This is a genomic window from Pseudomonas sp. Z003-0.4C(8344-21) (assembly GCF_900104975.1).
Taxonomy (GTDB): domain Bacteria; phylum Pseudomonadota; class Gammaproteobacteria; order Pseudomonadales; family Pseudomonadaceae; genus Aquipseudomonas; species Aquipseudomonas granadensis.
In genome coordinates, this window is record NZ_LT629756.1 from 5,023,551 (window position 1) to 5,037,905 (window position 14,355).

A 14,355-nucleotide genomic window follows, 5' to 3' on the forward strand; every position below is an offset into this window, starting at 1 on the left:
TGGCTGTCGGTCAGAGTTTCGTTAGAACCATCTGCCGATGGCGAAGCAGTCAAAAGAGACCATTTGCTCGTCGTTCTGTGCGAACTGCCCGAGGCTGAATGCACAGATACTGGCGAAGCCGAGCCCCCGGCTATAGGCGCCGACGCTGGTCACCTGTCTTGACACACCGAGTACGCCAACCAGGTTCCCAATCACAAATCCCGGCGCTGCGAATGGCATTGGATAGATCCAGTTGAAGCCCATGTTGGACGGGTTGTTGAACGGGATGCCACCTCGACCGTAGAGCGTGCAGATCAGCGTGCCGTCGGCAAACTTGACGTACTCACCATTGGCATTGGCGCCACGTTCAATGACGGCGCCGGTTGGAACGCCCTTGTCCTGGCCGACCGTTCCGACCAACGCGGCAACGGCGGCACTGCCCAGTCCGAGGCCCGCCCGAGCGGTTGCCGGGGAGTTTCCACCCGTGCCACCTCGTACTACCGGTACAACAGTGTCCGTTGCCACAGCACCGAGTCCGAGCGCCAGGCGTGCCGAGGCGACATCCGTTGTGCCGGTTCCGCCATTTCGCACCGGCAGGACATCGAAAGCACTAGCGTCCCCCAGTGCTGCCAGCTTCGGGCCGTACTGAACGTTGAGGTTGTTGAATGCATCGGCCAGTGCCTTGGGATAGCCCTGCACGGGCATGATCGAATAGGCCGCAGCGTTGGCCGTCGTCCCTTGGTAAGCCGGGATGATCGACAACATCGTCGGGCTGGCGATATTGCTCACTTCATATTGTCGTCCATCAGGTCCGACGAAGGCGTCGCCCACCCGAACGTTAGTCACGAAATCAACGTTAACGCCAATAACCGCGGGCGAATTATTGGTGACATTGACCGTACCTGTTCTAAGCCATGGCATGGTTAAGTCCTTTTTTCGAAAAAAAAACCGCACTCGGCGGTATACGGGACTACGGAGCGTTGATAACGCTCAGGGCTGCGGGCGATCAGCTAATTTCAAACTATCGACCGGTATTCCCGGGTCAGCCGCAATCAGCGGAACAGCCGGCTGGACAGGCCACTCGATAGCCGCCGGCCAGGAGGACTGTGCACTCACTTTACCCAGGCTGAACTTGTAGGCTTTCCACTGCTTCACGTTACCAAGCAGTACTTGCTGCTCTGCCTCATCTTCAGTTGTCGCCTCCCCTGAATCAATTCCGTAACCGAGGGTGTCGATCCGATCCTGAATTCGCGCAATCTGTGCTGCAGCTGCCTCGTTTCTGCTCTTGAGCAACGCTTGAGCTTCCGTCAATCGTGCTGCGGCAGCCGCTGCCTCTTTCATAGCTTTGGTGATCAATTGCGACCAGTCGATACTCATGCTTCGACCCCCTTTTGCGGCAAGGGCTGTGGCAACGCCACGTCGCCGTCAGGAATATTGATCAGGTCCGCGGGAAAGGCTTGCGCCTGGCTGTAATGAGCGGGAATTGGCAACAACAGATGAAGCGTCAGTTGTCCCTGCTCGCGGGTAACGTCACCCACGAACCATTCGGAGTCGATCGCGCTTTGCGGCAACGTGTCGCCGTCGGACAACCGCGAAAAATCGAAGGTTTCGCCGTTCACGGTAATCAGCGCACCCGCCTTGTACAGTGTCAGAGAGTCGTCTCTGCGCTGCGGAGATAGAATAATGTTCATCAATACCATCTGCCTATTGCGATCAAATTGATTTGCGCAGCCGAGGCTGCATTCGTTGTTGCGATAGCGCGCCAGGCGCCCCAGTTGGCAATAGACGGGGGAATCCAGACACTGGCCATTACACAGTCGGCGTAAACCTTGCCAATCGCTGCCGACGTCACAGTGGGTATCGATGCGAAGACTGAGGGATAGGCACCCGGGGCATACGCATCACTGCCGAACAATGCGCCCACTGCGTAGGTACCCGTCGAGTTGGTGGCAATCACCTTCCAGCAGACCAGCGTGCCATCAGCGAATTTGGTGTATTCACCATTGGCGTTGGCCCCCCGTTCGATAATTGCTCCGGTAGGTGCCCCGGCACCTGAAACGACGCCGATAACGTTGTTCTGCCGGTAAACCATGCGCCATGGTCCGAAAACGCCCGTACCGTATTGATCTCGCTCCCACGTCCGTAAAGTGCCACCGCCAACGATGCCGTTGACCTCGTGCCAGGCCTGATGAACCGGCTGACCGGCGTACTTGATGGTGTCCATCAAACCGTAAGATGATCCCGTCGGTTTCACACCAGTTGCGGTATTAATGACAAAACAGCGTCCAGCCGGAATAGCCGCCGTGTCGTCGATGTTGCCGTTGTAAACCGGGGCGTCACCGCCGATACCAAACGCTCCGACCCGCATGACGCGCCCGGCAGTTGCATCGCTGAGAGTGCTTTGCAGGGTAGCTGAGGCGGCATCGCCCAGTTCCAGAGCAGCGCGAGCTGCGGTCGGCGTTGTGCTACTGGTTCCCCCTCTGGAAACTGGCAGTACATCGAAATTAGCGGTTGCGCCAAGCGCCGCAAGCTTCGCTCCATACTGATTGACGAGGGTGCGTAATTGATCCGCAGAATCTTTGACGTAGCCTTGCATAGGCGCCAGTGCATACGGCCCGCTCGCAGAACTGCCGCGGTATTCCGGTGCAATGGATAGTGCCGTGTCGCTGGCAATATTAATGACTTCGTACCATCCGCCATCGGGGCCTCGAAAAGCATCACCCACACGGCTATTGGCAATGAACGCAGTGCCGTTGCCAGTGACGGTGGTTGAATTCTGGACGACAGTAACTGTTCCAGTTTTATACCAGGGCATATGTACTCCAGGAATGTTAGAAAAGTTCAGGACGCGGCAACGCCCTGGCAAAAGACATAAGTCGTCCACTTACCAAGCGAGAGAAACTTACTCTTTGATAATCGGAATAGCCGGCATCGAATAGTAGATAGCTTGGGGAATCCCCGGATAATTCGTGTTGAAGCCGGTGCGTGAATCGAGCATCAATCTGGGTTCGCCATTGGCAGCGAACCCCCATCGGATATAAGTGATTGCATTGACCGTCACGCCATTGACTGCCACTTGTCCCAACTCCACATCAAGCGCCATACCGACGGCCAGATAGGTATTCGAGCTGGTAATCCATGTGGCTGGGCGATAGATATCCATGCGTGCCGCGCCGGCAATCGGTTGTCCCGAAACCAGTATCCAATCCTGAGGAGCGCCGCCCAACTCTCTTTCAAAGACCGGGGGGCGCAGCAAGGAGTCAAACACGACTACCCCGAGTTCATTGCGCACGCGCATTCCGTAACCGCTGACGGAGCGAAGGTTATAGGCGTAAACGCGTATGGCAATGTTTTGGGATGTATGTCCGCCGTTACCGATAAAGGCCAATACCGCTCCGGTCCAATTTCCCGGCCCGCCCAGATACTGGACGCTGTCATAGAACAGCGCTGGATTGTCCCATGCCCTGACAGCCAGAATGGGCGGCGCTGCCGAGGTCACCGGATATGGAAAGGCCAACTGATACACGGTACTCGTAGTGACCGCTATGTTTTGCTCCAGCAAAATTCCGAGATTATGAAACTTGCTGTCGATAATAGTCGCGCCGCCAGCATTACGTACAAGCAGTCCAAAATTACTCATGATTTCGCTATCACATAGAGTGTTCCGGCGGTGTGGTAAGCATTGCTCCACCACCCGTAGAATCCCCACTCGACATAGCCATCGCGCATAAACGCCCACACCGGACGCTTATTGACCTCGTTGCCGACCACATAAGCAGTAGCATTGTTTGAGTTGAAACCAGGCAAAGCAAAAGTTCCCGAATCAGCAAACCCTACGGGCCTCGAATAAATAACTCTCAATGCCCGATCAGTCACATCAATCGACATTTTTCCCTGCGCGTCGAACGTTCTGAATCCGAAAGTCATGATGAGAGCATCCCCATTTCAACGCGTACCGTGCCGGCCTGGTCTACCACCGTCCATCTTCCACCTTTGTCCAGTGTCCAGATGGGCGTGCCATTGCTGGCCAATGCGGTGGACTGGATGACGTTGCCAATTTTTGCGTTGGTGATCGTGCCGTCCTGGATGAAGGCAGAATCGATGAAGGTCTGATTACCAGAGACCGTGAACGGTGACGTCGGTATTCCTTTGGCCAGGTTCAACAACATGAAGGTGTCCGCACGCACGACGAACTGCGATGAAACACCGGATGGATCGACCTGGAGGCCTAGTCCGAAAGACGCCGCGTATTTCTGGCCGCCTGCAGTCGTGTCCATTTTCACCGACCACAAAGTCGACAACTTGCCGCTGGTATCCGCCAGTGCAGTTGCAGTCTCTCTCACGGTCGCACTGTTTTGCCCGACCTGTGCGGTCAACTGGTCAATTTTCGAGGCTGTCGCAGCGTTAGTAGTCGTCACCGCTTTTTCGAGCGAAGTAACAATTGCCGTGTTCAGATCAGTGGCGACCTCAACAGTTGAAAGACGCTGCGCCGTGGCTTCATTCTGAGAAGCCCTGACGCTGCTTTCCGTGGCGATGGCCGCCGTACTGGTCCAACCCTTGAGCGCATCTGCCAGCTCGCCTTCACCATTGTCGTCTCGAGACGCTGCGCGCAGCGCCTGAAATGCGGCGGCCTGAGCCGTTATTGCGCCGTCGATCTTGCTGATATCGGCGGTATTGGTCCCGACCTGCTGAACCAGACCGGTAGCGGTCTCGACTGTTTGCCCGACGTCGACCCAATACTCGATGTTCGGTGGTGGCGAATTGACGGGGACTGGGGCCTTGGCCTGATACAACCGATCGGCCTGACGCACAACGGCGTATTTCGCATAAGTCCTCGTTGGCTCATAGCTTTCGTCCAGGGCATCAATCTGGCTTTGCAGTCCGGGGATTTTTTCAATGTCACTGAGCAGGTCTTTACCCAGTTCGGTCTGCGAGATCTTCCCGGCGAGCATGTCGAGTATCGGTCCTGCCTCTGAACTGGCTTGACCCAGCACACCATTGCCAGTCGGATACCAGGGCCCGATATTGCCCGTACGATCAACCAGCCTCGCCCAGAAGAAGAACGACGTGCCGGCCAACAGGCTCTGCATCGCGTAATCACTTTGCGGATATGCCAGATCCGCCAGTTTGGTAGCGGCCTCAAGGTTTGCCGTCGGCCCGTACCAGATTTCGGTTCGCTGCGTGTCTTCAGCACCTGCCGGGAACTCCCATTTCAAGCCGATACCGAACAGCAGGCTGTCCGCCTTGAGGAACGTCACCGATGGCGGTGGCGTGGTTTTCCCGGACAGTTGCGTTTCCACCGAAGTCGCATAGATCGAACCGATGTCCAGCGCGTTGATGGCTCGCACTTTGGCCACGTAACGCCCGGCATAAATGCCGCGTACCTCCATCGACGAACCGCCGGTTCGACCGGCATATACCCATTCACTGTCGTTCTTGCGCCAGTAAACCTCATAAGCGATAGCGTTGGCCGGACGCGCCCACTCGATGGTCATGACACCGATTGCACTGCCTTGATCGACGAAGTGGTTGTTACTGATCGTGACTGACGTCGGTGGCGCCTGAACGCCTGGCGGTATGACTGTGACAGGCGGGCGTTCAATGCGGGAGCCGTTGTCGATTGCGCCGTACTTGCTCGGCACATGTTTGACTGCACTGATGCTGTACTTGATTTCAGTGTCGGTGAAATCTTCAGCAATCGACAACACGCGAAATTGCTGTGCAGCCAGAGAAACGGAATCAATGGCCCACATCGACTGCGCCGGCGGCAACTCGCTCAAAGGCTGAGTAAGGACCACACGCTGCGCCTCGTCACTGATACTCACTGACTTGATCACACGTGACACGGCTTTGCCGGTCGGCATGACCAAGGTGAGAGTATCGCCAGCTTCGGCGGTCACGTGGGCATCCAGGGTCAGCGTATCGAGTGTTGCATCACGCAGGCGTCCACCAATCCGTCGCCCGGCGCGGTCGTTGTCAGCCACGCGGATAATTTGCCCCGGACGCGCCAACGTCCCGTCCAGACCGACCGAGAAAGTGACACTTTCAGTTTCCAGGCGATTGGTCAGTAGTGCCCACTTACCAATGCGTTGGGCCTGGGCCTGAGACGTGCAACCGGTAGCGGTGATCTCCGTCTGCTGTACACCATAGCGGGCGATACCATCAGCATCATCGACGTACTGAACCTTCTGCCGGTAGAAGTCCGTCGGATCATTCCAACTGACCAGCGCCACGGTGAACCGGGTCTTTTTCGCCGACCCACTATAGACGAACTTGCCATCAATGACGTTACCGTTGGAGTAGGTGTACACCGGATCTTCCGGCATGTCGGCCACCGCCATGACCGAACCCGCCCCCCAATACGACATGCCACGAAACGTGGTCGCCAGATCCTGCAAAACCTTCAGTGCATCGGCACGCACCGACAGATACAGATTGCAGGTGAAGCGCGGTTCAGTCCCGCCCTTGCCGTCGGAGACAGGCTGGTCGCAATACTGACCGATGCGGTACAGCTCCCATTTATCGACCTGACCGGCATTGAGCAAATGGCCCAGGCCATAACGCGGATGCAGCAGCAAATCGTAGTAAATCCACGCCGGGTTGTCGGTCCAGGCCGATTTGAACGTACCGTCCCAAATGCCAATGTACGTGCGGCTCTGCGGTTCGTAGTTGCTGGGCACCCGAATGATTCGTCCGAGCAATTCAAACGAACGCGACGGTATCGACTGAAACTGCGAAGCATCAAATTGCAAACCGATGATCGCTGAGCCGGGATAGCGCAACTTGGCGTCGATCACCTCAGTACTTGATTCGACACTGGTGGTGTCGGCAATGGCGCCGCTGGTGGAATTGGGGGTCAACCGGCGTACTCGCACGGTCCAGCCACTTTTGGCCGCAGGCAGATCGATACGGTGCGATCGCTCGTACTTGGTGGTGGTTTTGCCACTGAACGCAGACGTCAGCACTTCGACGAAGGCACCGCCATCGGTGGCCAGATCGATCGCGTATTTGACTGTATAACCGTTAGTGTCGCCGTTGCTGGTATTGGTCTGCGCCAGTCGCGCCACCGCCAGACGAATCCGCACAGCCGACAGTTGCAGGTTGCTAAAGGCCTTGATCCACGGTTGATCACTACGCAGTTCGACCGCTGCGACCGTCTCGTTTTCCACTGCGGGAAAACCGGGGATATGTGCCTGATCCTGGCTACCGGTACGAACATCCAGCGTGACACCATTGAAGTTGAGGCTGCCGTCGTCGTTGGCCAGCGGTGTTTCATCCAGAAACACCGAGCGGGCATCATTTTTCAGACCGACAATCTCGCCTTCGCTGACGAGATCGAGGATACGAGCGTAAGCCGTGCTTTGCAGGCTGTCTGGCGCCTCCACGGAGGGGCGCGGCTTGGCGCCGCCGCCTTTGCTGCCAGCGAGAATGAGGTCAGTCATGGCTTTCCTTCAGGCGAAATAAAACCCGCACAGGGCGGGTTGGGTGGACGTCAATAAAAGATCGAACGCTAGAGTTGATCCTGCGCGTAGATACCTGCGCTGATCACGGAACTGCCGACGACCAACTGGCCATACAACAGACCTACCGGATTACCTTGGGCGCCGGTGTTGACCGGGCCGTTGAAGCTGTAGCTGGCGCGATGGGCTGGGCTGTCCTGAGACCCCAGGCCTTTCGCTTGGGGGGACAGCATTTGCAAAACGCCACCGATCACCATCGCGGTTCCCATTTGATACAGAAAAGGTGAAGCACCGGCGAATGGCGTAAACGACAGTACGAATGCGGCAGCGATCATCACACTGCCGACAATGGTTTGAAGTGATCCTGCGCGCTTTGACCCTGCGATGACCGGCACAATTCGCAGCACTTCTTTGCCGGTAGGCTTACCCAGTTCATCTTGCGAAAGATTTTCTCGACCGTTGAACAGCGCAAACCGAAGCCCTTTGCCAGCGCTTTCGTTCATGTACCTTTCGAAACCGGGGAACTGCTTGAAGTAACCCATGACGTCCCGCAACCCGCCGGAAGTTGTCACACGATGCTTGCGCCCAAACAATCGCGCCAGGGATCCGGATAACAGCACCGTCTGAATTTTTTGTTGATCTGTTTGCATTGCCATAGATTTCTCCGGCAGTAAAAAAGCCGCTCGCTACAGTTGATCCTGCGCGTAGATCCCGGCACTGATAACTGCGCTGCCGACAATGGCCTGGCCGTAAAGCAGACCTACCGGGTTGCCTTGAGCACTGGTATTGGTGGGGCCGTTGAAACTGTAGCTGGCTCGATTGGCAGGGCCGTCCTGGGCGCCCAGGCCTTTGGCTTGTGGAGAAAGCATCTGCATGACGCCCCCAATCACCATGGATATGCCTACAGACCCCACCGCTCCCCAAGTACCACCAGCGGCAATACCAGCAAAACCACCGGTGAAAAATGTTGCTGCGGCGATCAATACGACACCGACAACCGTCTGCAATGAGCCCGCTCGCTTGCTGCCAATAACCATTGGTGCAATACGAATATCAATTGCGCCACTCGGTGCTTTGAGCCGGTCCTGGCCAATGTTGTCGCGGCCCAGGAAAATCGAGTACGTAAGCCCCCGGTCCCGGGACTCCATCAGAAAGCGCTCGAACCCCGGAACCAGAATGCACAAGGCATGAATGGCTTCCGCGGCGTTGTTCACAGCCAGCCGGTGCACGCGACCAAAACTGGCACCCAAGGTGCCGTAAAGGCGAATAGTCCTAAGTTTTTGCTGATGCATTTCACAGCTCCAGGAGAAGACCTCCAGTCAGGTTTCAGTCATTGAATCAGGGGCTGGTGATGAGTAACTTTCGATTGATGCCGCCAACAGCTCACCGTCACTTCTGCCCAATATCCGCCATAGGTATCTCGCCGGCTGTCTCGCCCATAAAGGTGATGCAGGATTGAACCCGGCGCGGGGAAGTGATCAGGCTCAGCCTTGAGTACGCCATCTTCGAGATAAATGGCGGCATGGTTGGGCACCGGGGAACGAATCTGCATCAGCACGATATCGCCCTGCTGCAATTGGCTGACCTGTTCAAAACCTGCGGCGGGCAGGTTCTCCAGATAGAGATTTGCGCCTTTATCCCACCAGCCGTCCTCGCGGTCATAGTCACCGAGTTCGATACCCATTTCTCGTCGGTAATAGTCAAGAATGATGCTCAGGCAATCATGTACCCCATGAACGAATGCGCGCCCAATCAAGGGCGCCAGATATCCACTGGGTGTGATGGTGACCAGTTCACCCTTGCAAACCCGCCCCGCATCATCCTTGCGCACTTCGAGAATGTGCCAAGGTAACCCAGAGGCTTCACAAGAAACCCGGTCTGCCTCGCTGGCCGTCGCCGGATAATCCGGATGACTGTGAACGACGGCGAGGATCTCGCCGCACTCCTCGGCCGCTGCGTAGTCTTGTGGTGCCAGACGAAAGTGTTCACTGGGCGTCGTCGCAGTATTGCGGCACGGCACATAACGTTGTCTGCGTCCCTCGCGAATCAGCAAACCGCAGCATTCGTCGGGATACTGCGCGATGGCATGACGCTCGATAGAGGCCAGTGTGGTCTTGTTCATGATCAGCTCCGAATCAGACCCGCCGCCGGAAACGAGCCGTATGGCAGTGGATTGTTTTCGCCAAAACGCAGCTTGCAGCTGCTCAGGCGTCCACCGCACTTGTCCCTGGCCGCGTCGCTGACGATTACATCACTGGCGTCCGCCACGGGGCCGCCGTTGTAGCCGCAGTACGGACCGCGATAACCACCACAACTGAGCCACCAGCAGACGTTGGCAACGATTTGCCGACGCGGCAGTTGTACGCCGTTGAAGTCCAGTGCACTGGCGAGTTCGAACTTCACCACTTCACTGTCTTCACTGACCTTGCGCTCGATGTACCAGACATCTGGCGGCAGTTCTTCTTCGGGATCGGCTTCAGGCTGACCATCGAGATACTTGCCCAGCGTGCGATGACGGATCAGCCGAGCCCCGACCAGATCATCGAAATACAACACCAGAGCAGTGATGAAACCACCGACGTTACCGACCGAAAGCGATGGAGTCGGTTGTGTGCCCTGCCCGGTCATTTCAAAGCCTTCGGCCTGAATGGGCCAGGGTGAATACTCCAGGCCTTGCCAGAAAATCGAGGCTTGCTGTGGATAGCCGTGGAATCGGTATAGCTCGGCGCCGAGGCTGGTGGCATCGAGTTCAAACAGCTCGACCCAGGCGCCCGGTTCCAGCGCCTGGATATCTGCAGTAATGGACATTTGAATCTCCGGGCAAAGAAAACCCCGCACCAGGCAGGGTGGGTTTCGCGTCAGGCGTACCCCGATTTACGGGTGAAATGCCTGCTCAAAGGTGGCTACCAACGTGTAGAGACCTGCTCCCATCGGAGTCGGTTGATAACCTTTGCAGCGATACAGGGCCGGCTCGCCCAGCGGTGCCGTCCAGTAAAAAGGCGCGGCTCCAGCATGACGATCAAGAAACTGCACAATGGATTTGATCCGCGCCTCGTCACCGACGAAGGTCAGCGGCCAGGATTGTGATTTGTTGTTGAGGCCGTCTGCGGCCACCTGTTGATAGCCGTCGCCAAACTTTGCCGACTTGAGGCGAAACTCGACATTGCCGACAGGCTGTACTTTTGGAAGCCAGCTGAATGTTTCCGTGCTCATGTTTTCTCCGGGTGCGAGTGGTTGCAGCCGCTGATGGTCAGCGGCCGTTAATGGCGGACCAGATTTGCCCACCCGGTTTAAGGTCACGAGCAATCTGTTCGGCGGCGCCCTGTTTGGCGGCACCGGCGTAGGCCTTGGCGACGGTTTGCGAGTTCATGTCGCCTGCTACGCTCCCCCCCGAACTGTCACCCACATTGATGGTTTGCTGGATGACTACTTGATGGTTGCTGTTACCGCCCAATGCGCCGCCCTGCACCTGCACGCCGAGGGAGCCATCGGAACCTCGACTGAGCGGCATGATGGCCTCTGCTCCGGCTTCGCCAAACATGGCCATCGGCGCCAGGATCGGCCCCGTAGCAACGCCGTTTGTAAAGGCACCGCCCTTGGCGTATCCGGTGTATCTGAAATCCGACCCAAGCGATAAAGCCGGGTTGAAGATGGTGGTGTCCGCCCCTACTTTGGCGGTCGTCACCCCAGGTGCGCTACCACCACCAAACAGCGACGTCGCCGCCGTTCCGACCAGACCGAACAACGAACTCAGACCTTTGGACATCGCTGTCTGAGCCGCCAGTTTGGCCATGTCTCCAAGCACCGATTTGGCAAAATCGGAAAACGAAAACTTGCCTGTCAGCGCAAATGTCGAAACCGCATCGCCCATGGTGTTGAACGCATTGGTAAACACTGTCTTGGATTTGGCTGCAACATTGTTGGAGCTGGTCAGGTAATCATCCCAGGCCGAAGTGGCCCCGTTGATCCAGTTACCCTGAGCCTCGGTCATCGACTCGTAGTTGCTTTGAACCTGAAGAGTCATCTGCTCATGTTCGGCTTTCAACTTGTCGAGCGACGTGCCGTAATCGGCACCTTCCTGAGGTGCGATGCCTCCAGCCGTGGGCGTGTCCAGCGCCTTGCGTGCCAACGCATATTTTTGGTCGATGTCATTCAACGCTTTCGCACGCTCACTTTCCCGTGACCCCATTCCGAGTTGCGCGGCAGCAAGAGCACCATTACTGCGCAGCTTGTCGAAATCGTCTGAATAGTTGATTTGCTTGGCAGCTTGCTGCTGAACATCGACATAGGTAGCGATGTTCGCTTGCGCAATCGAGTTGGCCGACGCATGCAGCGTCACGCCGATTTTCTTTGCGGCATCCTCGATCTGCTTTTGCATCTGACGCAGTTTTTGTTCGGTAATACGTGACGCCTGAGTCCAGGCTTGTTCAAGGCCGTCGAGGTTCGGCGTCAAACCTGCAGAGGAAGTAACTGCCATGTGCGTTTCTCCGGGCTATGAAAAAACCCGCCGAAACGGGTCATATGAATTTCTGGCTATTGCCACTCCTGAATCGCACGTTCCAGGGAAAGCCCCTGACGCTGCTCATGAGGCATGAAGTCCAGCATTTCCGCCAGACCGCCGCCCAGCCGGTGGGTCTGTAGCGCAACCATTGCGCTACTCGCCTCCAGCCGCCTACCGGTATGAAGCGATCCATATCTATCGATGTATCGACCCCATGCCAACGCTTCCTGGTAGGTCATGCGTTCCTTGGCTTCGGCAATCGTGCGGCCGCCGACTCCGTTCAGCACCAGTTCGTGCCAGAACTCATCGGCGGCAGTCAGTTTTTTACTGCGCTACCGCCTGTGCCATTCACCTCATTGACTGCGTTGAGCAACAGAAACCCTAACGAAGGTTCGAGGTTGTAGGCGTCGTCGTAGGAAAGTGCCTCCGCGCCTTCGGCTCCCAACGAGACCGACGCCGCGATGTAACTCGCGTTCCGGCTCTGTTCGTTTTCACCTTGGGCGAACAGTCGCTCAATCACGCCGAACGACTGGCGGCGAATGTGCAAAGTGAAAGTGTCAGTGACTTCCTTGCCCGATTGACTATCGAGATGAGTCCAACTCACTTCTTTTTTAACCGGCTGACCGTCGACGATGCCGCCCTTGGCTTTCAGTTGTTTGAGGTTCATGGCTGATCTCAGGCTTTCTTGATCCAGGCGGACCCACCGGTACGCTGAATAGTGACGGTAGTGGTGACAACGGCATTAAGTGCAAAGTTGAACGGGAAGTCCGACACATAACCGTCGAAAGTGAACCAGGTGCGTGTCGTCGGCAACTCAAAATCATCGCCCTTACTGTTCACTGCAGGCGCGACACCTTTTCCGTCGGACCAACCCACAACCCATTTGATGCTGGTATCGCCATTGGCCTCAGACAGTTGATGCAGACGAATGTGACTGGCGTTAGTTGGGTCAGCGTTGAGGCCCAGGCTCGCGGTGCCTGGTGTACGCAACCCTTTTTTATAGGTGCGCTCTTCGGCATTGAGACTGGTGTCTTCAATCTGCTCTGCCGGAGCGCCGCCCGGATCGAAGGATGTAGCGTGCTCAATCTCCAGCACGGTGTAAGCACCGGTGCCAGTGGTCGGCGGTACTAGGGCGAAAATTTGGGTACCTTGGGTAAGGATCGACATCTAGCGTTCTCCATGAACAAAAAACCCGCAAATGCGGGGTTGGGGGTGAAACTCGGTTGGTATTGCCTCAACGGCTTGAAGCAGACGAATCAGGGTGCGGGCGTACCATCCAGATAAGGCGGTGCGTTGGGGTCCGGCTCCCGACTCTTGATAAGGTCTACCAAGGCTTGGTTACTCTGAGCGAGTACGCGTATGGAGGCATTCAATGCCGCCTGGCTGTCAGCCTGTAATTGCAGTGCTCCGATCAATCTATTAAGCGCGGCCAGATCTTCGTCATTCATAGTCAGTTTTCTCTTCGCATGGATTATTGATCAGTCGGAGGACTCTCGCGGCGGCACTTCGCAGACGCCAATGCGCTTGGCAGCCCAGCGTTCGTAAAGACCGATGGCCACGTCGGCGCCGGCCATGGCAGTCAGGCAGCCGAATGCGCCGGCAGCCCATATGGATAGTCCCGCGGCATACAGCAGCATGATCGCCGACACGCCGCAGATCATGCAGGCGCCGGAGCGCAAGGCCAGGCGCCGCAGCAATGACCAGCCGCGGGCGCCCTCCTTGTCCGCGCGCCACATTTCGCCGGACACTCCGCCGACCACGGCCAGGAGGATGACCAGCCAGATCGGCATGTCCGCCAACGCTTGTTGCTCGTTTGTCATGTCACGCCTCCGTTGGTAGTGGGTGATGGATGAGAGTTGAATTCAAACAATGTCTATTCCAGGTAGGCATTCCAAAAAGCCCGGCGATCAGGCCAGGCTTTTCAGTAATACAGACCCCAACAGGTGGAGCATCAAGAGCAAACGATGCGCTGACCTGATCAATAAGGCGCGGTTGGCCAGACGATATTGGCCGGATAACCCGGCTGCTTGTCGATGTCGCTGACTGCAATCGAGTACTCCTTGTGCGCCAGCAACTGCGCTTGCTCTTCAGGCGTGGCCACGCCAGTGTCAGCCTTGTATTGAAAGGAGTTGAGCAGCAGCCAGTAGGCGCCATTGTTCAGCAACTGCCATTTTTGCTGCTGAGCCTGAGCGATCAGCTCTTGCTCGGTCGGCGGCGGTGGTACGTATTCGGCAAAAGTCCAGACACCGTCGGTTTTAGTAGCTACCCAACCGAGTTGAACCTCTGGGTTGTTAGTCACTTCCGCCCAGATGATGCTGGGGTGAAACATTTGGCTGATGTCGCCGTCCGTTTCGAAAAACTCGACGATCCGATCCTGATCAACGCGTCCATATCGGCGCATGGTGGTTTCCTTTT

General features: G+C 56.7%; 19 protein-coding genes. All 19 read right to left on the minus strand.

The window, feature by feature from the left end:
* Positions 1 to 21: 21 nt before the first annotated feature.
* The 19 genes from BLU24_RS27910 to BLU24_RS22840 all read right to left on the minus strand — a co-directional run bounded on the left by BLU24_RS27910 (position 22) and on the right by BLU24_RS22840 (position 14,341).
* Entirely contained in the window at positions 22 to 900 is an 879-nt protein-coding gene (locus BLU24_RS27910) for a hypothetical protein (protein WP_093104173.1), read from the minus strand.
* 69 nt (positions 901 to 969) lie between these two features.
* Positions 970 to 1,356, minus strand: a complete 387-nt coding sequence (locus tag BLU24_RS22755) for a phage tail protein (protein WP_093104175.1) — start codon at positions 1,354 to 1,356, stop codon at positions 970 to 972.
* Positions 1,353 to 1,670 (minus strand): hypothetical protein, encoded by a 318-nt coding sequence (locus BLU24_RS22760; protein WP_093104178.1) that lies wholly within the window; start codon positions 1,668 to 1,670, stop codon positions 1,353 to 1,355. Before BLU24_RS22760 ends, BLU24_RS22755 begins: the two co-directional genes overlap by 4 nt.
* Positions 1,670 to 2,794: a hypothetical protein gene (locus BLU24_RS28060; protein WP_231990171.1), complete on the minus strand. Its 1,125-nt coding sequence runs from the start codon at positions 2,792 to 2,794 to the stop codon at positions 1,670 to 1,672. The genes BLU24_RS22760 and BLU24_RS28060 overlap by 1 nt, the downstream gene beginning before the upstream one ends.
* 87 nt (positions 2,795 to 2,881) lie before the next feature.
* Complete coding sequence (locus BLU24_RS22770) at positions 2,882 to 3,619, minus strand: hypothetical protein (RefSeq protein WP_093104181.1); 738 nt, start codon at positions 3,617 to 3,619, stop codon at positions 2,882 to 2,884.
* On the minus strand, positions 3,616 to 3,906 hold the full coding sequence (locus BLU24_RS22775) for a hypothetical protein (protein ID WP_093104183.1): 291 nt from the start codon (positions 3,904 to 3,906) through the stop codon (positions 3,616 to 3,618). Before BLU24_RS22775 ends, BLU24_RS22770 begins: the two co-directional genes overlap by 4 nt.
* Entirely contained in the window at positions 3,903 to 7,421 is a 3,519-nt protein-coding gene (locus tag BLU24_RS22780; RefSeq protein ID WP_093104185.1) for a phage tail protein, read from the minus strand. Before BLU24_RS22780 ends, BLU24_RS22775 begins: the two co-directional genes overlap by 4 nt.
* Before the next feature lie 68 nt (positions 7,422 to 7,489).
* On the minus strand, positions 7,490 to 8,095 hold the full coding sequence (locus BLU24_RS22785) for a tail assembly protein (RefSeq protein WP_093104186.1): 606 nt from the start codon (positions 8,093 to 8,095) through the stop codon (positions 7,490 to 7,492).
* A 30-nt stretch (positions 8,096 to 8,125) separates the two neighbouring features.
* Positions 8,126 to 8,731, minus strand: a complete 606-nt coding sequence (locus BLU24_RS22790; RefSeq protein WP_093104189.1) for a tail assembly protein — start codon at positions 8,729 to 8,731, stop codon at positions 8,126 to 8,128.
* Positions 8,732 to 8,769: 38 nt separating this feature from the next.
* Positions 8,770 to 9,561: a C40 family peptidase gene (locus BLU24_RS22795; protein WP_093104191.1), complete on the minus strand. Its 792-nt coding sequence runs from the start codon at positions 9,559 to 9,561 to the stop codon at positions 8,770 to 8,772.
* A gap of 2 nt (positions 9,562 to 9,563) precedes the next feature.
* On the minus strand, positions 9,564 to 10,247 hold the full coding sequence (locus tag BLU24_RS22800; RefSeq protein ID WP_093104194.1) for a phage minor tail protein L: 684 nt from the start codon (positions 10,245 to 10,247) through the stop codon (positions 9,564 to 9,566).
* Positions 10,248 to 10,313: 66 nt separating this feature from the next.
* On the minus strand, positions 10,314 to 10,652 hold the full coding sequence (locus BLU24_RS22805; protein ID WP_093104197.1) for a phage tail protein: 339 nt from the start codon (positions 10,650 to 10,652) through the stop codon (positions 10,314 to 10,316).
* 37 nt (positions 10,653 to 10,689) lie between these two features.
* Positions 10,690 to 11,916, minus strand: a complete 1,227-nt coding sequence (locus tag BLU24_RS22810) for a phage tail tape measure protein (RefSeq protein WP_093104200.1) — start codon at positions 11,914 to 11,916, stop codon at positions 10,690 to 10,692.
* Between the two features lie 56 nt (positions 11,917 to 11,972).
* Complete coding sequence (locus BLU24_RS22815; protein WP_093104203.1) at positions 11,973 to 12,227, minus strand: hypothetical protein; 255 nt, start codon at positions 12,225 to 12,227, stop codon at positions 11,973 to 11,975.
* A 29-nt stretch (positions 12,228 to 12,256) separates the two neighbouring features.
* Positions 12,257 to 12,607, minus strand: coding sequence for a phage tail assembly chaperone family protein, TAC (locus BLU24_RS22820; RefSeq protein WP_093104205.1), 351 nt, complete (start codon positions 12,605 to 12,607; stop codon positions 12,257 to 12,259).
* Positions 12,608 to 12,615: 8 nt separating this feature from the next.
* A complete protein-coding gene (locus tag BLU24_RS22825; RefSeq protein WP_093104208.1) occupies positions 12,616 to 13,107 on the minus strand; it encodes a phage tail tube protein in 492 nt (163 codons plus the stop codon).
* Positions 13,108 to 13,196: 89 nt separating this feature from the next.
* The gene (locus BLU24_RS22830; RefSeq protein WP_093104210.1) at positions 13,197 to 13,388 is read right to left on the minus strand and encodes a hypothetical protein; all 192 of its coding nucleotides are present in this window, start codon (positions 13,386 to 13,388) and stop codon (positions 13,197 to 13,199) included.
* Between the two features lie 30 nt (positions 13,389 to 13,418).
* Positions 13,419 to 13,760: a phage holin family protein gene (locus BLU24_RS22835; protein ID WP_093104213.1), complete on the minus strand. Its 342-nt coding sequence runs from the start codon at positions 13,758 to 13,760 to the stop codon at positions 13,419 to 13,421.
* A gap of 158 nt (positions 13,761 to 13,918) precedes the next feature.
* Entirely contained in the window at positions 13,919 to 14,341 is a 423-nt protein-coding gene (locus BLU24_RS22840) for a tail fiber assembly protein (RefSeq protein WP_093104216.1), read from the minus strand.
* Between the last annotated feature and the right edge of the window lie 14 nt (positions 14,342 to 14,355).